This window comes from Kineosporia corallincola, from assembly GCF_018499875.1.
In the GTDB taxonomy this organism is placed as follows: Bacteria; Actinomycetota; Actinomycetes; order Actinomycetales; family Kineosporiaceae; genus Kineosporia; species Kineosporia corallincola.
This window is the reverse complement of the sequence record NZ_JAHBAY010000002.1, coordinates 281,705-306,952: the sequence shown is the minus strand read 5'-3', so window position 1 is coordinate 306,952 and position 25,248 is coordinate 281,705. Positions and strand designations below refer to the sequence as shown.

The window sequence follows — 25,248 nt, the reverse complement described above, 5'->3', positions numbered from 1 at the left end:
TCCAGGGCCGGGCCGCCCGGGGGACGCCGGGGGACGCTGTCAGGCGTCGACGGAGACGGTCACCTCCCGGTGGGCCTCCAGTTCGGCGAGGCGGGCGGTGAGTGCCGTGCGGATCTGCCGGTACGGTCCGCTGCCCAGGGCCAGGCGGGCGGGGGCGGGGGAGACGTCGGCGACCGCGATGAACTCCTGCGCCACCCGCTCGGGGTCGACCCAGGCCAGCTCGCCGTTCTCGACGGCCCGGCGGGTGTCGCCGGACGGCGTGTGCGCATACACCTCGCTGGCCGGTGCCAGGTCCAGCGCGTCGGCGAAACCGGTGTGTGAGGGCCCGGGTTCGAGCAGGGTGAACTCGATGCCGAACGGTGCCACCTCCTTGGCCACCGAGTCCACGAAGCCCTCGATCCCCCACTTGCTGGCGTGGTAGGCACTGAAGTTCGGGTAGGTGATCTGCCCGCCCTCGGAGGCGACCTGGAGGAACCGCCCGCCGCCCTGCGCCCGCAGGTGCGGCAGCGCGGCGCGGATCAGCGCGATCGCCCCGATCAGGTTCACGCCGATCACCCGGGCGATCTGCGCGTCGGTGAGTTCCTCCGCAGCGCCGAAGGTTCCGTGCCCGGCGTTGCCGACGACCACGTCGACGCGGTCGTTGGCGGCGAACGCCTGGTCGGTGGCCGCGCGCACCGACTCCGGGTCGGTCAGGTCCAGGCGCACCACCTGAAGACGCTGTTCGCCGTGTTCGGCGAGCAGGTCGCCGAGCGCTTCGGGCCGGCGCACGGCGGCGATCACGGTGTCACCGCGCTCCAGCAGCTGCTGCGTCATCAGGCGGCCGAAACCGCCGGTGGCGCCGGTGATCATCCAGGTGCGGGTCATGGGGTGGGTCCTTCCACGGGTTGGCCGGGCTGGTGTCCACGACGCTAGGAGCTCGAGTGGACTCGAACGCAAGCCGTTCTCGCGGTGAAGTCCCCGCAAGGTCTTTTACAGTGGCGGGATGACCCCCGCCCTGAGCATCGGCGACCTCAGCGCCGCGACCGGTCTGAGCGCGCACACCCTGCGGTTCTACGAGCAGGAGAACCTGTTCGTGCGGCCGGTGGCCCGGGACGGCGCCGGCCGCCGGGTGTACCGCGCCGAGGACGCGCAGTGGCTTGTGCTGGTCACCCGGCTGCGGGACTCCGGCATGGCCCTGGCCGTCATCGCGCACTACGCCGCGCTGGTGCGCGAGGGCGAGGGCACCGAGAAGGAACGACTCGGCCTGCTGCGCGAGCACCAGCAGCGCGTCCAGGCCGAGATGGACCGCCTCGCCGCCGGCCTGACCGCCGTCACCCGCAAGATCGACCTGTACGAGCGAGCGCTCGCGGGTGAGGGGGCGCTGCCCGGTGGCGCGGCTGGTGATGCTGTCGAGGGTGCGGGTGGCGGGGCGGTGAATCACGGGGTGGATGTCGCCGAGAGGGCCTGGACCGGCCTGGACGGTGAGTGCCTGGTGCCGGCTCCCCCGGCGCGGGCGGGCCGTCAGCTCCCGCCGGACCGTTCGCGCCGGCGTACCGGGTAGGGACGCCCGTGGCCGGGACGGATTCCGGGTCACCTGCCGGGTCACCTGCCGCGGCGTCGATAATGGGCCGGTGAGTGATACTTCAGGGCTGTCGGCCCTGCCGGGTGCTGGATCGGCCGAGCAGGTGGACGGGCCTTCGGCGGTGCCTGCCCCCGCCGTCCCCTCGTACAAGTTGCGGCGTGGGCGGATGGGCGTGGTGCGGCGGGACGCGCTGGCGGAGCATCTGTCGCGGTTCGAGGTGCCGTCCGGGGAGGGAGCGCTGGACCTGGCGGCTTTGTTCGGGCCCGGGGTGCCGGTGGTGCTGGAGATCGGGTTCGGGTCGGGTGACAGCACGATGTCGATGGCGGCGGCCGATCCGGGCACCGGGGTGCTGGCCGCGGACGTGCACACGCCGGGGGTCGGCAATCTGGTGCTGGCGCTGTCGGAGAGCGGGCTGGAGAACGTGCGGGTGCTGAACGGGGACGGCGAGGAGCTGCTGCGCCGGCGTATCGCGCCGGGGAGCCTGGCGGGGGTGCGGGTGTATTTCCCCGATCCCTGGCCGAAGGCCCGTCATCACAAGCGCCGCCTGGTCACGCCCCGGTTCGCGGCGCTGGTGGCCGGCCGGCTGGCGCCGGGTGGGCTGCTGCACTGCGCGACCGACTGGGAGCCCTACGCGCAGCAGATGACGGCGGTGCTGGCGGCTGAGCCCGCCCTGGAGCTGGAGAACGACGGTCCGGTGCCGCGCCCGGCGTGGCGGCCGGTGACCCGGTTCGAGGCGCGCGGCCTGGAGCGGGGGCACCGGGTGGCGGATCTGCTGGCCCGTCGTCGTCCCTGAAAGCTCTGAGGGCGCAGGCTGTTACGGCTGCGCCTCTTGGCTTCCGGCTGTGCCTGTTCGGCTGTGCCTATTCGGCGGTGCCGGCGTCGGCGGTGGTGGTGCCGGGGTCGCTGCCGCCGGTGGGTGCGGTGGTGGTGGGGGCGTCGGTGCCGGGGTCGTCGTCGCCCGGGTCGGTGGTGTCGCCCGTGGGGGTGTCGTCGGTGTCCGGGTCGTCGGTGTCGTCGGCCGGCTTGGTGGTCGGTGTGGCCGTCGCGGTGGTGGTCTTGGTGCGGCTCGGGGTGGGGCTGACGCTCTTGGTCGGCTTGACCGTGACGCTGATCGAGGCAGAGGGCTCGCCGCTGTTGTTGTAGTACGTGGTCGCGTCGGAGGTGGGGCGGGCGGCCGGGGTGGTGACGCCGACCGGCTCGGCCTTCTTGTCGTCGGCCGAGGTGGTGCCGGTGGGGGTGGCGGTGGTCTGGCCGGTCGGGCCGGAGACATTGGCGGCCGGGTCCTCGGTCTGGTCGCCCTGGGTGAACACCACCACGCCGCCGATGACGACGGCGATGATCAGGGCGGCCCCGGCGGCGGCCTGCACCACGGACGGCGAGCGCCAGCGGCCGGCGGCGTCGGTGGCCGGGTCCTGGCCGGGCTGGATCACCGGGTTGCCGCGGGAGGCGGTGGCCAGTGCGACCTGGTCCATCAGCGCGTCGTAGGCGCTGCCGGCGGCGACGGTGGTGCTGACCCCGGCGGCGGGGGTGAGCCGGGTGGTCTGGATGCCCACGGGCGGGGTGGGGCGCGGCAGGCGGGTGACCGGGCGCCCGGTACGGGCGGCGATCGCGACGTGCTTGGCGTTGGGCCGGTCGGCGGCGTCTTTCTCCAGGCAGGCGGCGATCAGGTCGCGCAGCGGCGCGGTGCCGATCGGGGTCATGTCGACCTCGCCGTGCACGGTGCGGTAGAGCATGGCGGTGGCCGGGCCGGTGCCGAAGGCGGGTTCGCCGGTGGCGGCGTAGTAGAGCAGCGCGCCGAGGGAGAAGATGTCGGTGGCCGGCCCGACCCGCTGACCCACGGCCTGCTCGGGCGACATGTACGCGGCGGAGCCGGTGATCTTGCCGGTGCTGGTGACCGTGCTGGCCTCGGCCGCGCGGGCGATGCCGAAGTCGATCACCCGGGGGCCCTGCGGGGACAGCAGGATGTTCGACGGCTTCAGGTCGCGGTGGATGACCCCGGCCCGGTGGATCTCGGTGAGGGCGTCGGCGACCCCGGCGGCCAGCTCGAGCACGGCCTGCGGGGTGAGCGGCCCGTCGGCGTCGACCGTCTGGAGCAGGTTGCGCCCCTCGACGAACTCGGTGGCCATCCAGGGCAGGCGGGCCTCGGTGTCGGAGGTGAGGACCTCGGCGGTGTAGGTGCCGGAGATCTTGCCGGCCGCCTCGACCTCGTGCCCGAACCGGCGCCGGAACTCGGGGTCGGCGGCCAGGTACTCGTGCACGACCTTGATCGCGACCTTGGTGCCCTCGGGGGACTCACCGAGGTAGACGGTGCCCATGCCACCACCGCCCAGGCGCCCGACGATCGCGAAGTCACCGATCTGCTCCGGATCCCCGGGCCGGAGGTCGTACACGATGAGTTCTTCTCCTGAGTTCGGCTGATGCCGGGTCAACGATGGTGGCGGCAGACTATCGGTCGGGTGTGGGTTGCGGAGGCCTATTCCACACCTCACGCACAAGCCTGAGATTGGTTTAGCACTCGCCTGACGGTTCGGGGGCCGCTTCGGGTTGCGGTGGGCACCCGAACGGGTGAAATCGCTTACATGATCCACAGGTATCAGCCGCGTCGCGGCCGCCTCAACCATGGGTGTACGCCTGTGCTCCGGATGTACGACTCCCGTCGTACCCGGGAATGCTCCTCCAGGCGGATGTGCTGTGGATCTTCAGCTAGCAGGCTTATGAAGGCCGACGGACGGCGAAGGGCTGTCCGGGGCCCGACCTTGGGGGAAACATCCTCATGTCAGAGACCATCGCCGACACCGCGGTCGACGCCGGCACCACCGGCACCGCCGTCGGCACCATCAGCGCCGCCCGGCCGCAGGACTACGAGTTCGCCACCGTGCGGGCGCCCCGCCGTCTGGAGTGGGTCTACCGCGACGCCTACCGTCACCTCGGCTGGGTGCTCGACGCCTTCGACCCCGACGGCAACCCGGCCGTCGCCCACGCCGTGGTGACCCTGCGTTTCCGCCGTGAGCTCGGCTATCCCAACCCGGAGCTGATGCGTGAGCTCCAGCGCGACTGCGACCAGGCCCTGGCCGTCATCGCGGCCCGGGAGCGGGTGCGCACCGCGATGGTGCACTCGTCCATGGTGCTGTCCGGCATCGTCGGGGCCGCCCTGGTGGCCGGTGGGGTGCTGACCGCGGTCGACGCCGGTTCCGCGGGCGTGCTCACCGCCGTGCTGCTGGGCGCACTCGGCGTGGTCACCTGGCTGATCGGCATGCTCGGGCGCCGTCACCTGGGCGAGATCGCCGCCACCCGCTTCGGTCTGGGTATCGAGGACCAGTACGCCACCGTGCTGCGCACCGGTGAGCAGGGGGCACGGCTGCTGGCCGGAACCCGCCCGGAGGAGATCTTCACGCTGGGGTCGTGAGAACGGCCGGGCTCACGGTGACAGCCGTCGGCAGAGTCCATTGTCGAAGGGCATGGATCCGCTCTAGAAGTAAATGGATCCAATATGGGAGGGTGGGGTCATGACCCCACCCTCTGTCGTGTCCGGCCCCGGGACATCCGCTCCCCGGGTGCCCGCGACGAGGCTGATCGCCGCCCTGGCTGCCGCCGGAGGTCTGGCTCACCTGGTGGCGGCCGGCGCGATGTCGGGTGCGATGCCGGGCGCGATGCCGGGCGCGATGTCGGGCTCCGTGTCGGTGGCCGTCCCGCAGACGCTGCCCGGCCGGCTGGCGGCGCTGCTTCCTTCCGGGCTGCACGGCTGGGTGTTCGCCGTGATGGCGCTGGCCTGTCTCGGCTGCGCGGTGCACCTGGTGCGGTGCGGGTCGCGACGGGCGCTGATGATGGCCTCCGGGATGGCGGCGGTGATGGTGGTCGCGCACCTGGGCTACCTGCTGGCGGTGGCGCCGGCCTTCGACGGTGCGGCCGCCACCACGACCAAGCATCACGGGACGACATCGCCGGTGAGCGCGCAGGTTCAAGCCAACGTCCACGCCCAGGCCGGTTCGGGGGCGACGACCACGGGGGAGGGGCACGTCTCCGCCGGGATGCTGCTGCCGCTGGTGCCCGAGCTGGCTGTGCTGGCGCTGACCGGGCCGGTGCTGCGCCGCTCGCGGCCCGGGGACGGCCCGGCGGGGATCGAGCTGCCCGTCCCCGGGATCAGGCATCCGGAGAGCATCAGCCCGGCCTGATCCTCGGCGCCTCCTGAGCTTCGGCTCTGCCGGAGTCCCGCCCCACCGGAGTCCCGCCCCACCGGAGTCCCGCCCCACCGGAGTCCCGCCCCACCGGAGTTTCGGCCCGCCGAACCTCCGTCCGCCGGTCCCCACCGATCCCTGCTGGTCTCGTGCGGCACGTCAGTCCCGGGTGTGATCGCGTCGCGGGGTGGTTGCGGGGTACCCGCGGGTCGGGTGGCTAGGGTCGCCGGCAGTCATCGGGGGACGGCCGGGAAGGGTTCCGGCCCGGTCATGGGGGAATGCCGCATGCAGGTCACATCAAGGGTTTTCGCGCGTCTTCGGGGTGTGTGGCTCGGTGCCGCGCTGGCCGGTGCCGCCGTGGTGGCAGGGGGGACGGCGCTGGGCCCGGCCGTCCCGGCGCAGGCAGCCGCCCGGCCGCAGCCGGCTGCCGGGGCGCAGCCAGTCGTCGGGGTGCTGTCGGTCGCCGTGGCGCAGCCGGCCGCGGCCCGGGCGGCCACCGTGCTTCTGGCGGGTAAGCCGCGCTCGACGGTCTGCTCGGTGGACTACCAGGACGGGGACCGGCGTCTGGGCCCGGCGCAGCTGCCGAACTCCGGCACGGTCGGGTACGAGCTGAAGGGGTACGAGCGCACGGGGGAGCTGACGGCGTCGGTGTTCCTGGCGACGTACTACGACAGTGGTACGGGCAGCTGGATCTACCCGCCGCAGAACGGCTACCGGCTGCGCCCGGACGGCACGCCCGAGGTCTGGCGCAAGAGCCTGGAGGTGGGGCGCGAACTGGACCGGTTCGGCAGCGAGTACGGGGGATTCCTGAGCCCGGCCGGCACGCCGTACGCGGAGCGGGCGATCCCGCCCTCGAACCTGGCGGGCACCCCGGCGGAGGGCTGCAACTACCGCCGCTACCGGGTGGCGAAGGAGTTCGACGTGGCGGCGGGCCCGATCGCGGCCTGGTTCGCGCAGCGGGGGGACGGCTGGCAGTACCAGCTGGCGGGTGCCTACCTGCCGGGGGCCCCGGCGCAGCCGAACGTGCTGTGGCTGGTGGACAACGGCTATCTGGAACGGGTCTCCACCACCTGAAACTCCCGATAACAGGCTATCGCCGAAGGGGTGATGAGGCGTGGAACAAGGAGCGCCACACACATCTGCCACCATGACGCCGTGAACGAGCTGGTGATTTCGGTGGACGATCTGTCCGACCCGCAGGTGGTGGCCCTGCTGGAGGGGCACGTGGCGCAGATGCGGGAGGTGTCCCCGCCGGAGAGCGTGCACGCGCTCGACGTGCAGGCGCTGAAAGGCCCGGAGATCACGTTCTGGGCCGCGCGGGACGGCGACGAGGTGGTCGGCTGCGTGGCCCTGAAGCGGCTGGACGATGAGCACGCCGAGCTGAAGTCGATGCGCACGCTGCCGTCCCGGCTGCGGCAGGGCATCGCCGGGCAGTTGCTGCGGCACGCGGTGCGCCAGGCTCGCGCGGCCGGGTACGGGCGGCTGAGCCTGGAGACCGGCAACGAGGACTTCTTCGAGCCGGCCCGCACCCTGTACGCGCGCTACGGGTTCGCGCCGGCGGAGCCGTTCGCCGACTACACCCACGACCCGAACAGCGCGTACTTCACGCTCAGGCTGTGACCTGCGCGGCCCTCGTCGTCCCTGATCGAGCATCGAGAACGGGGGACGACGAGGGCCGCGCGATCGGCTCACCGTGGTTCAGCCGGCGAGTTCGTAGTTCTCGTCCAGCGCCGCGCCGCGCTCGGGCTTGTACAGGTCGAAACCGCGCGGGTCGCACTGGAGCCCGCCGTCGATGCAGTGCTCGACCAGGGCGGCCAGGGTGGGGGCGTCCCAGCCGTTGAAGAAGTCGTAGTGCCAGCTCCAGTCGGTGCCGCTGGACAGGTGCACGTCACTCATGTCGCCGGAGACGTCGAACGCCATCTTGAACTCGATCATCGGCACGGCGACGGGATGGTCGGCGGGGCAGACCTTGCGGTATCCCTCGGTCACCGGGTAGGCCATGTGGCTCTTGTGGTCGGCGGAGTCCAGGTGCACGCCGTCCCAGCAGCTGGGGGCCTGCATGCGGATGTTCAGGTAGCTGCCCTCGGCGCAGTGGGCGGGGATCTCGAAGTTGTTGGCGCTGTCGCCGCACTCCCAGCCCTCCACGGTGCCGGGGTGGTTGCGGAACTCCTCCTGGGTCTGTGTGGGGCTGCCGACGACGAACCGCAGGCCCTGCGGGAACGCCCGCACCGTGCGGTAGTCGGAAACCCCGGACTTGTAGTAGATCGTCTGCTTGTACTCGGTGGTGACGAGCCGGTCGCCGTCGTAGACCGAGGGGTGCCAGTACCCGGACTTGTCGCCGGGGGTGATGCAGCTGGTGCCGCCCGAGCGCAGCGAGCCGGTGGTGGTGTCGGCGTCGGTGGTGTCGGAGCCCATGAACGTGTGCATGTGCGACTTGCCGGCCATGCCGGGGTAGACGATCGGGTCGTCGGCGGCGTGATGGCTCATGTAGCAGTTGGCCTGGAACTCGTGGTGCGTGGAGACGTCCGGGCCGGGCGCGAAGTCCGGGTCGGGTGCGATGCCCTGCACGGGTGGGGAGACGGTGTCGGACTCGCCGGGGTCGAGGTTCGGTCCGTAGTCCGGGGCGGCGCTCATCCCGGGCATGTCGTGGTCGCTCGCGTCGCCGGTGGACACGGTCGCCGTGGCCGTCGAACCAGCCGAACCATCCGTTGAACCATCCGTCGAATCAGCCGTGCCAGTGCCCGTACTCGTGCCCGTACTCGTGCTCGTGGTGGTGTGGGTGCCGGTGGGCCCGGCGGTGTGGCCGTGGTGGGTCGCGGCGGCCTTCTCGGCGCTGAAGGCGGGCACCCCACCGGCGGTGGCGATCAGTACCGCCGTCAGGGCCACGCCGATCACGCCGCCGGTCACGGTGAAGCGTCGTCTCACTGGTCAGGGTTCCCTTCGGGGCGCAGTGCGTTCTGGCGTCCCGATCCTGCTGTGCGCCGGCTGTGCTCCTCGCCGGTCGCGGGTCCCGGTTGAGCGCGCTCACGGGCCCACTTCTGTGGGCCCCCCCGGGGCGGTCACCCGCGGGACGACGAAAGAACGGCTCAGGCCCGGCCCTGCCAGCGGGCCACCGCCTGGGTACGGTGCCCGACCCCGAGCTTGGCGTAGACGTGGTTGAGATGGTTCTTCACGGTCTTCTCCGACAGCACCAGCTGCGCGGCGATCTGGGCGTTCGTCAGGCCCCGCACGAGCAGGTCCATGAGCTCGCGCTCGCGGCGGGTGAGGTCGAAGCGGATGCGGGCGGCGGACTCGCGTTCGGCGCGCTCACGCAGCTGCCGCACGGCCACGGCGGCGGCGACCGGGGCCAGCCAGCCCTGCCCGGCGGCGACCGCGCGCACGGCGCTCAGCAGTTCACCGGCCTCCAGGGTGGTGTGGGTGAGGAAGCCGCTGGCGCCCTGGGCCAGGGCGCCGGTGATCACCTCGTGGCTGTCGTCGGAGGTGAGCAGCAGCACGCGGGTCAGGTCGGCCAGGCGGGGCAGCACCGACAGGCCGTCGGCCACGGGCATGCGGTAGTCGAGGAGGGTGACGTCGGGGTGGTAGGCGCGGGCGGCGTCGAGGGCGGCGTTGCCGTCGGCGGCCTCGGCCACCACGCTCATGCCGTCCAGCTCGAGCATGGCGCGCAGCCCGGCGCGCACCATCGGGTTGTCGTCGACCACCGCGACCCTGATCGTCATGGCCGGACCCTATGCTCCGGCGCGATCTCCCGGCGCGCCCGGCACCGCAGAGGCGTCGAAGGCGTCGGAAGTACCGGTGGGGGCCCACAGCACGACCTGGGTGCCGCCCACGGTCCCCAGATCGGGACCGGACCACACCCGCAGGCGCCCGCCGATCTGCTGGGCGCGCTCGGCCATCCCGACCAGCCCGTAGTGGCCGTCGGCGGACAGGTCGGTGAGATCACCGGGAACGGTGAAGCCCTGTCCGTCGTCCCGGATCGTCAGCCGTAGCCGGGAGCCGTCCACAGTGAGGTCGACCCAGGCCCGGCTGGCCCGGGCATGACGGTGCACGTTCCCCAGGGCCTCGCGCACGATCCGCAGCACCTCGTGCCGGACCGGCAGGCCGGCGGCCACGTCGGTGAGGTCGGTGCTCACCGGCAGCCCGGTGCGGGCGGACCAGTCCTGGCAGGCGTTCTCCATGGCCTGGGCGAGTGTGGCGTCCAGGTCGTCGGCGCGCAGCATGCCCAGCAGCTCGCGGGCCTCGTCGGCGGCCGTACGGGCGCCCTCGGCCACCGTGCGGGCCAGGCCGGCCGCCAGCTGGGGACGCCGCGCGAGCGCCTCGGGCAGGGTGCTGGCGGCCAGCGAGATGCCCCGCAGTGTCTTCTCCACGGAGTCGTGCAGCTCCCGGGCCAGGCGGGTGCGCTCGGCGGCCACGGCCGACCGCTCGATCGCGTCCAGCGCGGACCGGGCCAGATGGACGTGACGGAGCACGGCGGTACGGGCGGTGGCCGCCGCCAGACCCGTCAGCACGTAGAGGGTCGGCACCCCGGACAGGTACACGGCCAGGGCGGCGGGCACGTCGTCGAGGCGGATGATCCAGGCGACCACGGCGTACGCGGCGACGGTCTGCGCCACCCAGACCGGCCAGGCCCGGGCACCGGCCACCACCCCGGCCACGGCCGCGGACCCGCAGGAGAACGAGAAGAACACCGGGCCGCCCTGCATGAGGGCCACGATCGCGGCACCCGCGGCCAGCTCCACGGTCACGAAACCCCAACGGTGGACGACGGAAACCGGCCGGCGCACCAGCACGGTCAGCTCCACCGCGGTGACGCCGGCCGCGACCAGGGTGCCCAGGAGCAGCCGGCCCGGCTCGGGGTCGATCAGCACGGCGGCGACGACCAGCATGAGCGTGGCGCCCAGCCGCAGCAGCAGCACGAACTGGCACAGACCGGCGATACTCTCGGTCGCGCCGCTCACCCAGCGCCGGGGCTCGATCAGCTCGCGGGAGCGTGGGGGCACCGGTGCAGCATAGGCAGGGGCAGGCCGGGCCGTCATGGCCTGGTCATGCTCTGGTCACGGTCTGGGACGTCACGGGCAAGCAGGGAAGCGAGGAACGCGGGTGCCGGGCTGGGCCGGGGAATGGACGGCGCGCCGCGCCCTGACAGCGGTGCTGCTGACGGCGTTGTTCGTGGCGGTGGCCGCGGTGGTGCCGGTGCTGATCCAGCCCGGCGACCCGCAGGCGAACCCCGTAGCGGGAACCCCGACCACGACCGCACCGGTGGCCTCCGGCACGCTGGTCACGAGCCCCTCGCCGTCCACCATCGGCTCGCCCACCCCCGCACGCACCCGCTCGCCGTTCCTGCTGCGCCCGGCCGTGAGCGCCCGGCCGGTGGGGAACCCGCCCCGGGCGGTGTACCAGGAGTTCCCCAGCACCTGCGCCCTGGTGCGTTCCACGGCCACAGCGCCCGTCCAGGGAACGGGCACGCTGGGCGCGGACGGGTACGACGTGTTCGGCAGCACCACGAAAACCCTCGCGAGCCCCGGCACCACACCCTCCGGGACGACGTCGTGCCTGAACCCGGGGGACCGCTCGGTGTACTGGGTGCCGTCGCTGGCGCAGGGCGGTGACAAGATCGTGCCGGAGTCGTTCGAGGTGCTCTACAAGGGCACGGTGGACGACTACACCAGCGTGCAGGCGTTCCCGGCGGGCCTGCGGATCCTGACCGGCGGCGTGGGAGCGGCACCCTCGTCGGCGGCGGAGAGCCGGGTGTCCTGGTCGTGCACCGGATACGACGCGACGAGTCTGCCGCCGGCGTCGGTGTGCGCCCCCGGGGACCGGCTGATCGCCCGGATCGCGGCGCCCGGCTGCTGGGACGGCCGCCACCTCGACGTCCCCGGGCACCGATCGCACCTGGCCTGGGCGGCGTCGGGAGGATGCCCGGCCACGCACCCGGTGGTCATCCCGACGCTGCTGGTGCGGGTGGTCTACCCGATCGACACCACCCGCCCGGTCCGGGTGCCCGGCCTGGCCCAGCAGGAGTTCGGGTTCGGCGCGGTCACCGGCTGGCAGCCGAAGACACTGAAGACCCTGGTGAAGGACTGCGTCAACGCCGGCCGGCACTGCGGGGCCGACGGGCGCCCCGACTGACACAGCCGACTCCCGCGCCCGGCGGCACCTGCCGGGGTGCGCCACCCCCCACCGCGGCCGAGGGATCGCCCAGGTCATGGCCACCCAGGGCGCGCTAGACGACGCCGCACCCGCACACGCCGCCACACACAGTCCGGCCCGCGCTCGCGGCCCTGCGGTCGAGAACGGCGAGAACCGTTGCGGTGGTGCGCAGTTCGTCGTCCATGCGGTTGCCGGTGGTGGCGCGATGCGCGCGGACAGCCGGGCGAGGCCGGTACGGCGGATGCGGGGGGATACGGGGGAGTGGGGCGTGACCGGCGCCAGAGCGGTGATCGCCGTGGGGCGACGGTGCACGGGACCGGTCCGGGCGGCACGACCCCCCAACGGTGCCGTGTCCGATCGGGCAGATCCATCGCCCTTTTCTCCGGTGTGAAGGGCGAGTAATCACACAGAGCAATGATGACATTTATTCGTGCAATGTTCGTCGGAACTCTCGGCAGTGGTCGGCCCACCCGAAGTGACGACACCTCGGCTGAATGGCTGAACTGGGCTTTTCCCTGTTCTCGGCGCTATCTTTCTCGCGAGTCGAGAGGTGGCGGTATCCGCGTCACCGGCGCCGCGGATACCAGTTGGTCAGTAACGAGGAGTAACGGGATGGATATCGACATCGTCACCACCACCGGGGAGCAATCCGTTGTCACGCTCACCCGCACCGGTGACGGCTCCAGCGTCGATGTCTGGTACTGCGACGTCCGGCACGCCCACATCCCCGTCGAGGAACTGCGGCGATGGCTCGCCCGGCGAGGCACCCTGCGGGAACCCGGCCGCTGGGGACGCGTGGAATTCACCGTCCAGCAGGGAAACACCCTGCTCACGGTCCGGCCGGAAGTCGTGGACCAGCCGCTCGTCCTCACCGACCTGTCCCACTTGACCAGCTCCGAATGGAGCACCGCGTAATTCACCGCCTGGCCGGGCCGGACCTCCGCCGGGCCACCAGAACCACCGATGAACCGAGTGATTGGAGAGCGGTCATGTCCGCAACCGGGATCAACCTGCTGAGTAATGACGACGAGTCGCTGAACTGGCGGAAGTCCTCCTTCAGCGCCATCAACGGCAACTGCGTCGAGGTCGCCTTCCGCGGCGCCGGCGACGTGGCCGTGCGCGACAGCAAGGCCAAAGGTCTCGGCCCGGTGCTGAACTTCAGCAACGACGCGTGGACGGCATTCCTCGACGGCATCGCCTCCGGGGAGATGCACGGCGCCTGAACACCTGATCGCGCAGGGGCCGCGCCAACACCCCTACCAGTTCACAGGCCCCCGGGCCTGATCACGTGGTGACGAGTACCTGGCCTGCACATGCCACGTCACGGCCCAGCGAGGCCACCGGCACGGCATGCGGAGGCGAGGCGGCCGACGCCCTTCGACCTGCCTGAATCCCACGGCACGCCGAAGAAGTCCCGGCCCTGCGAGCCGTGCTGAGCGCGCTCGCGTGTGCCCGCGACGACGGCTGCCCAGGCCACGTACTCGGCGCCAGAACCCTCACCGAACCGGGACACCCGGACGAGGGAAGCGCCGTGGCGATCAGTGGTGCGCCGGCGGGGGCGGCCCGCCGGCCACTGACACCCACCTGCCCGTCACCGACACCGGTCCCGTCAGACGGGCAACCACGGTGGGCCGGAGGGAAACGCACCGCACGACCGTAGAGGCCGGGCACACCCGCTGTCCGGCGAATGGCCAAATCGTGATCTGGCCGACCCGAAGTCGTAGGGTTCGGGCCGTGTTCACCCTCAGAACCGCGACCCCCGACGACATCCCCGCGATCCTCGAGTTCTGGCAGACCTCCGCCGAGAACGCCGGTCGGCCACAGGATTCCGCCGACGCCCTGAAGAGCCTCCTGGACCGCGACCCCCAGGCCCTGATCCTCGCCGTCGACACCGACGGCCACACCCTCGTCGGATCCGTCATCGCCGGATTCGACGGCTGGCGCTACCACCTCTACCGCCTGGCCGTGGCCCCCGGCCACCGCCGCCAGGGCATCGCCACCGCCCTCATCGACCACGCCGAGAACCGCTTCAGCGCCCTGGGCGCCACCCGCTCCGACGCCATGGTGCTCGACGAGAACGTGACCGCCCAGAGCGCCTGGTGGGCCCGCGGCTACCGCGTGCAGGAAGACTGGTCCCGCTGGGTCAAGCCCCTGCACTGAACCCGGCACCGGCCTCAGTGCGCCTCGGCCGGCTCCCGCAACCAGCCGGCCGAGGCCACCGCCAGCGCGATCGCCCCCAGCGCCAGCCCGATCACCAGCAGCACGATCCCCGCCCAGGCCCAGCTCTCGAACACCAGGCCGCCACCCCACCCGATCACGCTCGAACCCAGGTAGTAGAAGAGCGTGTACAGGGCCGCGGCCTGCGCCCGACCCCGGCTCGCCCGCGCCCCCACCCAGCCCGAGGCGATCGCGTGCGACCCGAAGAACCCACCGGTCAGCACCACCAGCCCGGCCACGATCGACACCAGGTCGTTCACCAGCGTCAGCAGCGCACCCACCGCCATCAGCGACGCCATCCCGGTGATCACCGGCCGCCGGCCGAACCGCATCGCCAGGATCCCCGCCTGCCGCGAGCAGAAGGTCCCGGACAGATACGCCAGGAACAGCAGCGACACCACCCCCGCAGACATCCCGAACGGCGCCGCCTCCAGCCGGAAACCCAGGAAGTTGTACACCGCCACCAGGCCACCCATCAGCAGGAACGCCTGCGCGTACAGCACCAGCATCCCGGCGTCCCGCAGATGCCCCAGCGCACTGCGCGCCACGTCGGCGGCACTCGTACCCCGCGCCCGCACGAAACCCCGCGCCTGCGGCGCGATCACGGCGAACGCCACGGCCGCCACCGTCGCCACCGCCCAGGCCGTGAACACACCCCAGCGCCACCCCCACGCCTGACCGATCGGGCCCGCCACCAGCCGCCCCGCGATCCCGCCCAGCGTCGTGCCGGACACGTACGTCCCCGCCGCCACCGCCGCCTCGGCCGGCCTCACCTCGTCGTGCAGATACGTGATCGCCAGCCCCGGCACCCCACCCAGCGCCACCCCCTGAAGCACCCGCAGCACCAGAGCCCCCTCAAAACCCGGGAACACGATCCACGCCAGACCGAACACCGTCGAGGCCACCAGCGCGGCCTTCATCGCCGGCAACCGCCCCACCCGGTCCGCCACCCACGACCACGGCAGCACCCCCACCGCCAGGCCGATCGTGCCCGCCGACACCAGCAACGCCGACTGCGCCTCCGACACCCGCATCGACCCCGCCACCAGCGGCAGCACCCCCTGCGGCGAGTACAGCGCGGTGAACGTCGCCACCCCCGCACACAACAGCGCCACCACGATCCGGCGGTACGAGCCGGACCCCAGGGCGTGACCCGCCCAGGGCAGCTCGGCAACGACATCAACGGTCGGAGGGGACGAATGCGCCGGGAACGTGCTCATGTCCCGGACGCTAGGTCGCACCCCCACCAGGCTCAAATGCATGAATGAGCACCACGCATAGCATCAACGCATGAAACCAGGTCAGGGCGCCCCACCCCCAGCACAAAGTCCCACCACTCACCCCCCAGCGACCCTCCGCACCGTGCTGTCCGCCCTGCCCCTCGTCGTCGCCGTCGCCGACACCGGCGGAGTCTCCGCGGCGGCCGACGAACTCGGCGTCCCCCAGTCCACCGTCAGCCGTGGAATCGCCCGCCTGGAGAAAGAACTCGGCCACACCCTCCTCGACCGCGACGGCCGCGGCGTCCGCCTCACCCCCACCGGCCAGGACTTCGCCACCACCGCCCGCCGCGCCCTCGACCTCGTCACCGACGCCCTCATCCAGCTCCACGACGACGCCGCCCGCCGCGACAACACCGTCTCCATCGTCTTCCAGAACTCCCTCGGCCGGGCCGTCATCCCCGCCCTGGTCAAAGCCCTCGTCACCCGCCGCCCCGGCACCCACGTCGACCTCCGCCAGGGCGGCCGCAGCTTCTGCCTCGCCGAATTCACCACCGGCACCGCCGACGTCGTCCTCGTCTCACCACCCCCCGACCCGACCCCCGACCTGCGCACTGTCAGCCTCTACACCGAACACCTCGTCCTCGCCGTACCCCGAACCCACCGATTCGTCACCCGCAGCACCATCCGACTCACCGAACTCGAAGGCGAAACCACCCTCGCCCTCGCCCCCGCCTACGGCCTGCGCGGCATCACCGACACCCTCCTGCGCGACGCCGGCGTACGCGTCAACATCGCCTTCGAGGGAGAAGAGGTCCAGACCCTGCGCGGACTCGTCGCCGCAGGCCTCGGCATCGCCATCGTCCCCCCGCTCGGACCCACCCCCGACGTCGTCGAGATCCCCATCGACGACCCCCGCGCCACCCGCGAACTCGCCGCCTCCTGGCACACCACGCACCCACCCACGCCGGCCCTCAAAGCCCTCACCGACGTCATCGACTCGCCCTACCTCATGTGGCTGCCCGACCACCCCCAATGAGGGACGACGGTGGCCCGGCCGGGCCACCGTCGTCCACAGAATCGGCCCGCCTCAGAACGCCGAGACCACCCGCTGACGCTCGCGGCGGCTGAGCGCCCCGACCACGGCCGACTGCCCGTGACGCCGTACCGACAGACGCGTCAGCAGGTGCACGACCGGCAGGAGGACGTCGTCGGGGAACTCCGGCGTGGGCACCCCCAGGCTCAGCGCGAGATCGTCGGTGTGCACCACGATCTCGACCATCCGGGTCAGCAGGAACTCGTCGCGCCGCAGCGCCCAGCCCTGCCAGGGGAGTCCCGCGCGATCCAGCCCGCCGCCCTCGGTGAACAGCGAATGGACGTCGGTGGCCGCCGTCGTCTCCCGCAACGCCTCCACGCCGAGCCGGGCCAGGGCGTCGTAGTCGCCGCGGTCGTTCTCCGGGTCGTCGGGGGAGGTGGTGGTCACCCAGGCGGCCCGTGCGTAGTGCTCGTCCGCCCCGCCCGCGAGCAGGGGAAACGTGGTCGGCTCGGTCAGCAGGGCGCCTGCCAGCTCGACGTTCCGGTGCAGGTGGTTGGCCAGCGCCCCCACGGACATCTTCGCCAGCACACTCTCCTGCTCCCAGCGCCCCGGGAGTGCCGGCTCGGCGATCAGGCTCCTGACCGGCGGCAGGGCCTGGAGGAAGGTGGCGTCGTAGCGGTACACGTCATCGGTCACGGGCCTCGATCCTGCCAGCGAACGGGGAGCGGGGGTGGGCGCCGGGCTGCCGGCACCGGTGCAGTGGCGCGGGAGTGGCGCGGGAGTGTTGGGGGAGCGGGGGTGCTGGCGGCAACTGCCCGCCGGTGCGCGTCACGGCCCCGTAGCACCTGCTCGGTCGCCTGAGCCGCCGGATCGGTACCTGTCCTGACACTGCTCCTGATGCAGCCGGACCCCGACGTCATCACGCCGGGCTGAATCGCGGTCGGTTTCCGAGGTTCTCACCGTCCGCTGCGCCAACGCCCGCCCCACCGATCGGCTCGTCAGGGCCAGAATCACCCGCCAGTTGTTGATAACAGGCTATCGCGATCAACGCACCACCAAAACTGAAACCCGCAGCGACGAAGAGACCCGACCTTCGTCCGGCTCAGATCTGGTCGGTCTCGGCCAGTGTGAGCAGTGAGCGGCGCAGGTGATCGAAGGACAGTGGCAGGTGGCTGACCGGGACGCCGTCACGGCCCAGAGGGAGCGAGCGGCGGGAACCGGCGGCGAGTTCGGAGTTGAAGTTCTTGGCCTGGCCGACGTAGCTGCGTTCCAGGCCGCGGGGGTGCAGGGGCAGGCCGGCTGGGCGGATCACGCCCTCGTCGGTGGGGGAGGCGCGCACCGAGACCCAGAAGCTCTGCGGGGGAGTGCCTTCCAGGCGGGAGACGAGGACCTCGCGCACCTCCAGCCAGCGCTTCACGAGCCGGCCGAGGGCGGGGTCGAGGGTCTCGCGGCCGGTGTACCCGGGAGGTGGCGCCTGGTCGGGTGCCAGGGGCAGCGCGGGGACGGTGACCTGGTCGTCGGTGATCTCCACGTCGTGCAGTGTCATCCGGCACAGGTCGACCGGACGCAGGGGAGTGGTGATCATGACGGCGAGCATGGCGCTGAGCCGGACCGCAGCCTTGGACGGCGGGTCGATGGCGACCAGGTCGAACGCGACGTGGCGCAGGGCGCGGGCGTTCATCGGGGTGGGGGTGCGCAGCTGGACGGCCGGTTCGGTGTGCGTGATCGGGGCGGCGCCGTGTGCCTGGGCCAGAGCGCGGAGTGCGGCGGCCCGGGCTCGGGAGGCGGCCTGACTGCGGGCGGCCCCCTCGCTGTGGGCGAGCACGCCGGTGGCGGCCCAGGGGAGGAACCAGGCCGCGAAGTCCGGGCTGAGGATCTCGGCCAGCTCGACCCGCTGGCCGGTGTCGTTCAGCTGCTCCGGGGGAGTGTCCCGCACCTGCTGGTCGGTGGGCACGTCGCCGTGGATACGCTGGAGCGCAGCGGCATTGACGGCCTGGCTGAGGGCCCACTCACGTTGTCTCCGGGTGGATCGTGAAGCACCGGCGCGCTCAAGCACGCTCAGGTAGGACTGAATCGCCGCTCTGGCCCGCATCTTCTCATGATAACAGGCCTATGCCATTGAGATTTGATCAACTCCAAAACTGCAAAGACGCTACGGACGGCGCCACGACGATGGTTACTCGGGGAGTGTCCACCGAGAGCACCCGCCGGGAACGTGAACCGGGTTGAGGAAGCCGGCCTTTGCGTCAGCCCCGACCTGGTGCTGGCACAGACCAGTCACTGCGGTGGTCATGGCTTGTGATTGCCCGAGGGCGGGTGTCGAGGCGTTCGGCGTGGGAGGCGATTTCGGTGAACGCTGACGAGAGCGATGTCGACTCGGCACGTCCGCGGCCTGAAGGGGCGGTGGAGTGGGCGGTGCGTTCGCGGAGCTGTTCCTGTGGGAGGTTGGGGTAGTCTTCGCTGATCCGCTCAGGGAGCTCTGTTCATCATGAAAAGCGTTGAGCAAAACCTGTTTTGATAACAGGCCCTTCCGCGAAAATTGCTTCCTTCCCTACAGCAGAACAAGCCCGCAACGACGTCGAGGGCGGGCATCTGCGCAGATGCCCGAATCGGCAGGCGGTCCCATACCGGCCATGCTTTACCAGGCCGAACCAACTCTGCTCGGCCTGGCTCGGTTGCATCGCGCCGCGCTGTGCCAGGCCTCTGGCCGCGCTGACCGAAGCCGCGCCCGGCACGTCATCCAGCACGGCGCCGCGGGGGAGTAGGCACTCTTGCCGGCGGGACTCGGCCATGGACAGGTCGGCCGATGCGGTGGGCTGCGCGAGACCGGACTTGGCCCGGATCATCGTGGCCCGGATCATCGTGGCGCAGATCCGGGGTCGGAGGCTGGCCGAAGTGCTCGTCGGGATCGCTCAGCCTGTGCAGAATCTCGACGCGTACGGGTGGGGGACTCATGCCTCCAGATTCAGGGCATCGAGGGCGCGGCCCAGATGGGGGTCGAACCGGACCGGGTCGGTGGCGCGGATCTCGTTGACCGGCCACCAGCGGATGGCCGCGAACTCGGCCGGGTCGGGGTGCAGTTGCTGGGTGGTGCTGGCGGCGAGCGCGAACCAGAAACTGATGTCGGTGTGCTGGTTTTCGGGGGTGTCTCGGGTCTGGGTGGCGGTGAGCAGGAAGGGTCGGCGGCCGTGGACGGGGTCGGGGGTGGCGGTGATGCCGAGTTCTTCGGTGATTTCTCGTTCGACGGTGGCGTAGGGGTGTTCGCCGGGTTCGACGTGGCCGCCGGTAGGGAGCCAGAGGCGGGCTTTGAGGTGGTCGCAGAGCAGGACGCTGCGGGCGGGGCGGTCGACGAGGAGGAAGTAGGAGACGAGGTGGGGTGTGGGGGTGGCGGGTTTGGCGCGGCGGTAGATGTCTTGGGTGCCGGCCAGCCAGTCGAGGGTGATGGTGCGGTGCTGGTGGGCGATCTCGTCGTGTGGGGTGAGGTCTGCGGCGAGTCTGGTGATGGTGGTGTGGAGGTCGTCCGGCTGCATGGATCGAGCATGGCAGGCACCACCGACAGTCTTGATCATGCTTGCTCGGGTGTGGTGGGTGGGTGGCTTTCGTCGTCCATGGATTGGTGGGCAGGGCGAGTTGCGGTGGGGCGGGGGCGCTGAACACTGGGCCTGAGTGGTTTGTCCGGTTTGTGGTCGGGGCGATGTGGAGGTGGGTCGTGTACATAGGTGGTGGGATCGCGTTGCTGGTGGTGGGTGGGATCCTGAGTTTCGGTGTGCGGGACCGGGTGAGCGATCTGGATCTGACGGCGATCGGCTGGATCCTGATGGCGGGTGGGGTGCTGGCGATCGTGTTGTCGCTGGTGCTGAACAGGCAGCGGACGAACACGTCGCACACCGAGGTGGTGGAGCGCCGGAACACGGGGAATCCGCCGGCGCCTCCGTTGTGAGGGGTCCGGTTATCTGTGGTGGGGGGAGGTCTTCGGCAGGCGAAATGTCATAATGTTCATTATCGGCGTTTCGGGGGAGCAGGCTGGAAGGGGCTGTAGGGGTGCCGGCGGCCTGTCACTGTGGATCGCATGATCGCCATGGACAAGGTCGCCTGGATTCATCTGAACGAGGGCACGGTTCTGAGTACGCGCTCCCGGGGCAAGGACGTGTTCTATCTGCCGGGCGGCAAGCGTGAGGCGGGTGAGAGCGACGTGGACACGCTGGTGCGTGAGGTCCGGGAGGAACTGAGCGTCGCGATCGTGGCGGCGAGCGCTGTGCACGTGGGCACGTTCGAGGCTCAGGCTCATGGGTTCGAGCCGGGGGCGCTGATTCGGATGGCCTGTTACTCGGCTGAGTACCGGGGTGTTCTCCGGGCGGATCATGAGATCGAGGATGTGGTGTGGCTGGGGTATGCGGACCGGGATCGGGTGGCTCCGGTGGATCAGGTCGTGTTCGATCGTCTGCGGGCGGCCGGCGTGCTGGACTGAAGGGGTGTGGGAGGTGGGTCTCCCCCGGTCTGCTGGGGGGCGTCCACCGTTACTGTCGGTCATGATGAAAGTTGTTGTGGGGCAACGACTTTGGGCACCTGATGCCTAGATAACTGTGATTATCTGGTAAACCCGTCGGATGACAGCACAGCATCAGCGTCTTGCCGCCTACGGGGTCTGTGTGCGGGAGGAGCAACTTCTGCTGGCCCGCTGGGCCTCCCCCGACCGTACGCGTCATCACTGGACGCTTCCCGGCGGCAAGGTGGAGCACGCGGAGGATCCGCTGGACGCGGTGGTGCGTGAGGTGGCCGAGGAGACCGGGTTCGAGGCCCGGGTGGAGCGGCTGCTGGGGGTCGACTCGCGGACGGGGCAGGTCGGGGTGCGGCGTCCGGGGCGGGGCGTGATGCATCACGTGGGGGTGTTCTACCGGGTCGGGATCGTCGGTGGGGCTCTGCGCAACGAGGTGAACGGCTCGACCGATCAGGCTCGCTGGTTCCCGTTGGAGCAGGTGCCGGAGCTGGAGCGGTCGGTGGTGATCGACATCGGCCTGGCGCTGCACCGGACGATGCCGGCGGACGGGCACGTGGCCCCGGTGCCGGTGGGTGGGTTGCTGCGCCGCTGATCTTCCTGTCCGGTTCTGGAAGAATGGACAGGTGTTCGATTCTCAGCTGGAGCCGGTGGAGGTGCCCGACGAGTTCCTGGTCGGGACCGGGGACGTGTGGCCGCATTTCGTGCGGGCCTGGCTGATCGCGCAGCGGGCGCAGAACACGGTGAAGACGTATGCGACGGCGGAGTTGCAGTGGCGGGGGTTCTGCGGGGCCCGGTCGCTGCACCCGCTGGAGGCGCGGCGGGGTGATGTGGACGACTGGCGGCAGCAGATCGCCGCGAGCGGGGGTTTCCACGGCCGGCCGGCGTCGGCGAACACGATCCGGCTGAAGCTGGCGGCGGTGTCGTCTTTGTACGCGTACCTGGTGGGTGAGGACATTCTGGCCTCCTCCCCCGCCGCGCACATCAAGCGTCCGCGCGGTGGTGACTTCTCGGCGACGGCTGCGCTGGACAGTGTGCAGGCGGCGAGGTTCTTGGCGGCGGCCGAGGGGGTCGGTGCGCTGGCGTACGTGGCGATGCGGATCCTGCTGGGGCGGGGGCTGCGGGCGACGGAGCTGGTGAGCCTGGACGTGGCCGACGTGCGCGAGCATTTCGGGCACGTCACGCTCACCGTCACGCACAAGGGTGGACGGCGTCAGGAGCTGCCCCTGTCCCCCGGTACCGGGCATCTGGTGTCGGAGTACGTCGGCGGGCGCACGGGTGGGCCGTTGCTGGTGAATGCGCAGGGTGGGCGGTTGAGTTACTGGGATCTGTACAACCTGACGGTGCGGGTGTCCCGTCGGGCGCGGGTGGGGCTGGATGTGACGCCGCATGTGCTGCGGGCGTCGCACGCGACGATTTACCTGGATCAGGCGGGGGCGCAGATCGATCGTCTTCAGGACGGTCTGGGGCATGCGAGCCTGAACAACACGAAGGCGTACGACCGGGGTGCGGGGACGTTGTCGCGGTTGGCGAGTGTGGCGACGGCGGTGGAGGACGCTTTTCTGGCGGGGTGACGGGAGTGGCCGGGGTCAGGGTGTGGTGTCGGTCCACAGGTCGGCGAGGCGGTGCAGGTCCGGGTCGGTGCCTCGGCCCAGGCGGTTCATGGCTTCGGTGGAGCGGATGTTGTGCAGGGTGATGAGGGCGTGGGCGGCGGTGGCCTGGACGTCGGGGGCGGTGTCCGGGGTGATGACCTGCAAGAGGGTGTGACAGCTGCCGGGGTCGCGCAGGTCGCGGAGTCCCTGGGCGGCCTGGGTGGCGAGCGCGGGGTCGGGGCTGCGCAGTCGTCCGAGCAGGGGGCGTTGTGCGCGGCGGTCGTGGCGGCGGGCCAGGGCGCGTAGGGCGGCGAGGTCGTCGAGTTCGGCCAGGGTGGCGAGCGCGTCGAGGGCTGCGGTGGCGGCCGGGGTGGGGGTCAGTGTGGGGGGTGGGGTGGGGGTGCCGGTGGCGCTCATGGATGCGGTGTCGGCCAGGGTGTTGGAGGTGGGCCACACGGCACGGTCGCCGGTGGTGGTTGTGGCCATCTGTTCCAGGGCGTCGACGGCGGCGAGGTGGGTGGTGGGGTCGGTGGCTGCTCGCAGGATGGTGGTGACGGCGGTTGTGGTCCGGTCGGGGTGGGTGGTCCAGCCGAGGGCCCGGACCAGGCTCGGGGTGGGGGCGCGTTCGCACAGGGCGATCAGGGCTGCGGTGGTGGTGGGGTGGTCGAGGCGGGCGGCCTGGAAGATGGCGTGTTCGAGGCCGGGTGGTGTGGTGCCGGTGGGGTTCGGGTCGTTGTTGCCGTTGTTGCGGATGATGCGCCGGCCTGCGGTGTCGCGGGGGTGATGTTCGTCGGGGGTGGTTGGGGGGTCGGGGGTTTCGGGGTGGTCGGGGTTGAGGGTGGCTGCCGTGGCGCGGCGCAGGAGCCGGGTGAGGACCTGGGCGTGTTCTTCGTGGGCGCCGAGCTTTTGCAGGGTCTGGGCGACGTCGGCGAGGCGGGTTGTGCGTCGCTCGGTCGTCGCGAGCAGGGCGGGTACGAGTGCGGGGTCGCCGGGGCCGGCTGCGCAGCGGATGAGCTGGGCCTCCTGGGCGGGAGGGGTGCCGGGGGTGGTGAGGGCGTCGATCAGGCCGGGGACGGCGCGCCGGTCCCCCAGGTCCGCGAGTTGCTGGAGCAGGCGGGGGTGGCGGCTGAGGCTCCAGGCGTCGTAGAGGGCGTCGCGGCCCTCGGCGCCGACCCGGCCGATCACCCAGCTCTCCAGGTCGGGGCTGATCAGCAGGGCGACGGCGGCCTGCCGGGCGGCCGGGTCGGCGCTCGCGGCCAGCCAGGGCAGGGCTGCTGCGCGGACGCCGGGATCGGGGTCGGTGGTGGCCTCGATCAGTTCCCGGATCAGGTGCCGCAGGACGCTGGGGTGGGGTTCGCTGGGGCCGGGTGTGGTGTCGTCGTCGGGAGGGTGGGGCGGTTGCAGGGGGCCCAGGTGGGCGACGGCGACCCGGCGTACGCCCGGGTCGGGGCTGTGGGCCCATTCCAGCATCAGGTCCCGTAGGTGGCCCGGGCCGGCGGCACGGATCACGGTGCGCACGGCCACGATCCGGCTCAGCAGGCCGGCGGAGGGGTCGCGGGCGATGTGCTCGGCGGCGGCGAGTGCGTGGGTGATCTCGGCGGCCTCGCTCTGGCGTTGGTGCAGGCGGGTGCGGTGCCTGCCGGTGTCGTGGGCCAGGAGTGCGGTGAAGGAGCGGTGCCGGGTTCCGGTGGGGGCTGCGAGGTTCCAGGCTTCCCACTCCCCGTCCGCGCCGACCATCAGCGGGTTGAGCAGGATGTGGCCGCCGTTGTCGTCGTGGCCGATGTCGAGGGCGTACAGCAGGTGGCCGAGTTTCAGGCCGGTGCTGGTGCGTTCGGTGTCGAGGTAGCGGCGTTCGGGCACGGGACGGTCGTTGAAGTCGAGGTCGAACGCGGGGTGTACGACGCCGGTGGCGGCGTTCGGCGGGTGCGGGGCGATGGTGTCGAACACGAGGGTCTGGACGAACTCCGGGTCGCTGTCGCGCAGCCAGCGCACCGCGGCGGCCGGCAGCAGTCCCGGCTGTGGCAGTGCGCCGGTGCCGGGCTGGGCCAGGGCTCCGTCGCTGGTGAGCAGGAACGTCCGGTACGCCGGTGGCAGGCGGGTGCCGAGGCGTCGTTCCAGGGCGGCGACCGTGGTCTCGGGGGCGGGTTCACGCAGTACCGAGCCCGCCTGCGCGACGGGAGCCGGCAGGCGTCCATGCTTGAGACGTTCGTGGGCGCGCAGGGCGCGGTCCCACTCGGTGAGCAGTCCCGGTAGTGCTGCCGGGGCCGGCAGCCCCCAGGGCGCCGACACCGGTGGGTCGGGCGGGCTCGGGGGCGGCGGCGTGGACATCCCTGCTCAGATCGGCGCCCGCGCCCCCCGCCTGAACTCCCGGCCCGCCGCGCATCGGCGGCCTTGGCTTCGAGGGCTGCGTGGTTTCAAGGGCTGTGCGGTTTCACGAGTGGCGTGGCTCCAGGGCGGCGGGTACGAGGCGGTACCCGGTGCCGCGGACGGTGTCGATGCGAGCGCTGCCGGGTCCGGTGCCGCTGCTGGCGCCGAGTTTGGCGCGCAGGGTGGCGATGTGGACGTCGAGGCTGCGGGCGGTTCCTCGGGGGCGTCCCGCGGGCAGGTTCCACACCTGTGTCAGGAGGTGGTGCCGGGTCACGACCGCGCCGTGGCTGCGCATCAGGGCCAGTAGCAGGTCGCACTCCTTGGCGGTCAGGGCCGCGGTGCCGTGCGGGCCGTGCACCTGGCGGGCCTCGTCGTCCACCCGGATCCCGAACTCCACCCCAGCCACCCCTCTCGTGCTCACCCTTCGCGGCCCGGCGCGTC

Annotated in this window: 26 protein-coding genes; 15 read left to right on the top strand and 11 right to left on the bottom strand. The window is 71.6% G+C overall.

From position 1 onward, the window contains the following. Positions 1–39 precede the first annotated feature (39 nt). Complete coding sequence (locus KIH74_RS05595; protein ID WP_214154685.1) at positions 40–864, bottom strand: SDR family oxidoreductase; 825 nt, start codon at positions 862–864, stop codon at positions 40–42. Between the two features lie 118 nt (positions 865–982). On the opposite strand from KIH74_RS05595, the gene KIH74_RS05590 reads away from it, so the two are divergent. Continuing rightward, positions 983–1,540 carry a MerR family transcriptional regulator gene (locus tag KIH74_RS05590; protein ID WP_214154684.1) on the top strand — a complete coding sequence of 186 codons (558 nt, stop codon included), beginning with the start codon at positions 983–985 and terminating at the stop codon, positions 1,538–1,540. Positions 1,541–1,610: 70 nt separating this feature from the next. After that, positions 1,611–2,354: a tRNA (guanosine(46)-N7)-methyltransferase TrmB gene (trmB, locus tag KIH74_RS05585; protein WP_308113608.1), complete on the top strand. Its 744-nt coding sequence runs from the start codon at positions 1,611–1,613 to the stop codon at positions 2,352–2,354. 67 nt (positions 2,355–2,421) lie between these two features. On the opposite strand, the gene KIH74_RS37495 is transcribed toward trmB, so the two are convergent. Beyond that, positions 2,422–3,951: a serine/threonine-protein kinase gene (locus KIH74_RS37495; protein ID WP_214154683.1), complete on the bottom strand. Its 1,530-nt coding sequence runs from the start codon at positions 3,949–3,951 to the stop codon at positions 2,422–2,424. A 383-nt stretch (positions 3,952–4,334) separates the two neighbouring features. Here KIH74_RS37495 and KIH74_RS05575 point away from each other — a divergent pair, with 383 nt between their 5' ends. From KIH74_RS05575 to KIH74_RS05560, 4 genes are all read left to right on the top strand, one after another. Beyond that, positions 4,335–4,967, top strand: coding sequence for a hypothetical protein (locus tag KIH74_RS05575; RefSeq protein WP_214154682.1), 633 nt, complete (start codon positions 4,335–4,337; stop codon positions 4,965–4,967). Between the two features lie 148 nt (positions 4,968–5,115). After that, positions 5,116–5,733, top strand: coding sequence for a hypothetical protein (locus KIH74_RS05570; protein WP_214154681.1), 618 nt, complete (start codon positions 5,116–5,118; stop codon positions 5,731–5,733). Positions 5,734–6,021: 288 nt separating this feature from the next. Next, positions 6,022–6,810, top strand: coding sequence for a TNT domain-containing protein (locus tag KIH74_RS05565; RefSeq protein WP_214154680.1), 789 nt, complete (start codon positions 6,022–6,024; stop codon positions 6,808–6,810). 90 nt (positions 6,811–6,900) lie between these two features. Next, positions 6,901–7,356 (top strand): GNAT family N-acetyltransferase, encoded by a 456-nt coding sequence (locus tag KIH74_RS05560; protein WP_246571749.1) that lies wholly within the window; start codon positions 6,901–6,903, stop codon positions 7,354–7,356. Between the two features lie 78 nt (positions 7,357–7,434). Here KIH74_RS05560 and KIH74_RS38390 read toward each other — a convergent pair whose 3' ends face one another. The 3 genes from KIH74_RS38390 to KIH74_RS05545 all read right to left on the bottom strand — a co-directional run bounded on the left by KIH74_RS38390 (position 7,435) and on the right by KIH74_RS05545 (position 10,733). Beyond that, entirely contained in the window at positions 7,435–8,661 is a 1,227-nt protein-coding gene (locus KIH74_RS38390; protein ID WP_214154678.1) for a DUF1996 domain-containing protein, read from the bottom strand. 161 nt (positions 8,662–8,822) lie between these two features. Continuing rightward, the gene (locus tag KIH74_RS05550; protein ID WP_214154677.1) at positions 8,823–9,452 is read right to left on the bottom strand and encodes a response regulator; all 630 of its coding nucleotides are present in this window, start codon (positions 9,450–9,452) and stop codon (positions 8,823–8,825) included. Between the two features lie 9 nt (positions 9,453–9,461). Further along, positions 9,462–10,733, bottom strand: coding sequence for a sensor histidine kinase (locus KIH74_RS05545; protein WP_214154676.1), 1,272 nt, complete (start codon positions 10,731–10,733; stop codon positions 9,462–9,464). Positions 10,734–10,833: 100 nt separating this feature from the next. Here KIH74_RS05545 and KIH74_RS05540 point away from each other — a divergent pair, with 100 nt between their 5' ends. The 4 genes from KIH74_RS05540 (at position 10,834) to KIH74_RS38385 (ending at position 14,043) form a co-directional block, all read left to right on the top strand. Next, complete coding sequence (locus KIH74_RS05540; RefSeq protein ID WP_214154675.1) at positions 10,834–11,862, top strand: DUF1996 domain-containing protein; 1,029 nt, start codon at positions 10,834–10,836, stop codon at positions 11,860–11,862. A 633-nt stretch (positions 11,863–12,495) separates the two neighbouring features. Further along, positions 12,496–12,798, top strand: coding sequence for a hypothetical protein (locus KIH74_RS05535; protein ID WP_214154674.1), 303 nt, complete (start codon positions 12,496–12,498; stop codon positions 12,796–12,798). 74 nt (positions 12,799–12,872) lie between these two features. Then, the gene (locus KIH74_RS05530; RefSeq protein ID WP_214154673.1) at positions 12,873–13,106 is read left to right on the top strand and encodes a DUF397 domain-containing protein; all 234 of its coding nucleotides are present in this window, start codon (positions 12,873–12,875) and stop codon (positions 13,104–13,106) included. Positions 13,107–13,617: 511 nt separating this feature from the next. Continuing rightward, entirely contained in the window at positions 13,618–14,043 is a 426-nt protein-coding gene (locus tag KIH74_RS38385; RefSeq protein WP_214154672.1) for a GNAT family N-acetyltransferase, read from the top strand. Between the two features lie 14 nt (positions 14,044–14,057). Here the strand turns inward: KIH74_RS38385 and KIH74_RS05520 are convergent, their stop codons facing one another. Further along, positions 14,058–15,320 (bottom strand): MFS transporter, encoded by a 1,263-nt coding sequence (locus KIH74_RS05520; protein ID WP_214154671.1) that lies wholly within the window; start codon positions 15,318–15,320, stop codon positions 14,058–14,060. Between the two features lie 142 nt (positions 15,321–15,462). On the opposite strand from KIH74_RS05520, the gene KIH74_RS05515 reads away from it, so the two are divergent. Then, positions 15,463–16,356: a LysR family transcriptional regulator gene (locus tag KIH74_RS05515; RefSeq protein WP_214154670.1), complete on the top strand. Its 894-nt coding sequence runs from the start codon at positions 15,463–15,465 to the stop codon at positions 16,354–16,356. A 51-nt stretch (positions 16,357–16,407) separates the two neighbouring features. Here KIH74_RS05515 and KIH74_RS05510 read toward each other — a convergent pair whose 3' ends face one another. The 3 genes from KIH74_RS05510 to KIH74_RS05500 all read right to left on the bottom strand — a co-directional run bounded on the left by KIH74_RS05510 (position 16,408) and on the right by KIH74_RS05500 (position 19,883). After that, on the bottom strand, positions 16,408–17,049 hold the full coding sequence (locus KIH74_RS05510; RefSeq protein WP_214154669.1) for a hypothetical protein: 642 nt from the start codon (positions 17,047–17,049) through the stop codon (positions 16,408–16,410). A gap of 406 nt (positions 17,050–17,455) precedes the next feature. Beyond that, a complete protein-coding gene (locus tag KIH74_RS05505; RefSeq protein ID WP_214154668.1) occupies positions 17,456–18,445 on the bottom strand; it encodes a site-specific integrase in 990 nt (329 codons plus the stop codon). An 859-nt stretch (positions 18,446–19,304) separates the two neighbouring features. Next, the gene (locus KIH74_RS05500) at positions 19,305–19,883 is read right to left on the bottom strand and encodes an NUDIX hydrolase (protein ID WP_214154667.1); all 579 of its coding nucleotides are present in this window, start codon (positions 19,881–19,883) and stop codon (positions 19,305–19,307) included. Between the two features lie 179 nt (positions 19,884–20,062). Here KIH74_RS05500 and KIH74_RS05495 point away from each other — a divergent pair, with 179 nt between their 5' ends. The 4 genes from KIH74_RS05495 (at position 20,063) to KIH74_RS35905 (ending at position 22,422) form a co-directional block, all read left to right on the top strand. Next, a complete protein-coding gene (locus tag KIH74_RS05495) occupies positions 20,063–20,293 on the top strand; it encodes a DUF6458 family protein (protein ID WP_214154666.1) in 231 nt (76 codons plus the stop codon). A 129-nt stretch (positions 20,294–20,422) separates the two neighbouring features. Next, entirely contained in the window at positions 20,423–20,821 is a 399-nt protein-coding gene (locus KIH74_RS05490; protein ID WP_214154665.1) for an NUDIX hydrolase, read from the top strand. Positions 20,822–20,960: 139 nt separating this feature from the next. Continuing rightward, on the top strand, positions 20,961–21,443 hold the full coding sequence (locus tag KIH74_RS05485; RefSeq protein WP_214154664.1) for an NUDIX domain-containing protein: 483 nt from the start codon (positions 20,961–20,963) through the stop codon (positions 21,441–21,443). A gap of 31 nt (positions 21,444–21,474) precedes the next feature. Further along, the gene (locus KIH74_RS35905) at positions 21,475–22,422 is read left to right on the top strand and encodes a tyrosine-type recombinase/integrase (protein ID WP_214154663.1); all 948 of its coding nucleotides are present in this window, start codon (positions 21,475–21,477) and stop codon (positions 22,420–22,422) included. Between the two features lie 15 nt (positions 22,423–22,437). Here the strand turns inward: KIH74_RS35905 and KIH74_RS05475 are convergent, their stop codons facing one another. Next, the gene (locus tag KIH74_RS05475; RefSeq protein ID WP_214154662.1) at positions 22,438–24,768 is read right to left on the bottom strand and encodes a HEAT repeat domain-containing protein; all 2,331 of its coding nucleotides are present in this window, start codon (positions 24,766–24,768) and stop codon (positions 22,438–22,440) included. A gap of 103 nt (positions 24,769–24,871) precedes the next feature. Further along, positions 24,872–25,204, bottom strand: coding sequence for a winged helix-turn-helix domain-containing protein (locus tag KIH74_RS05470; RefSeq protein WP_214154661.1), 333 nt, complete (start codon positions 25,202–25,204; stop codon positions 24,872–24,874). Positions 25,205–25,248: the final 44 nt, after the last annotated feature.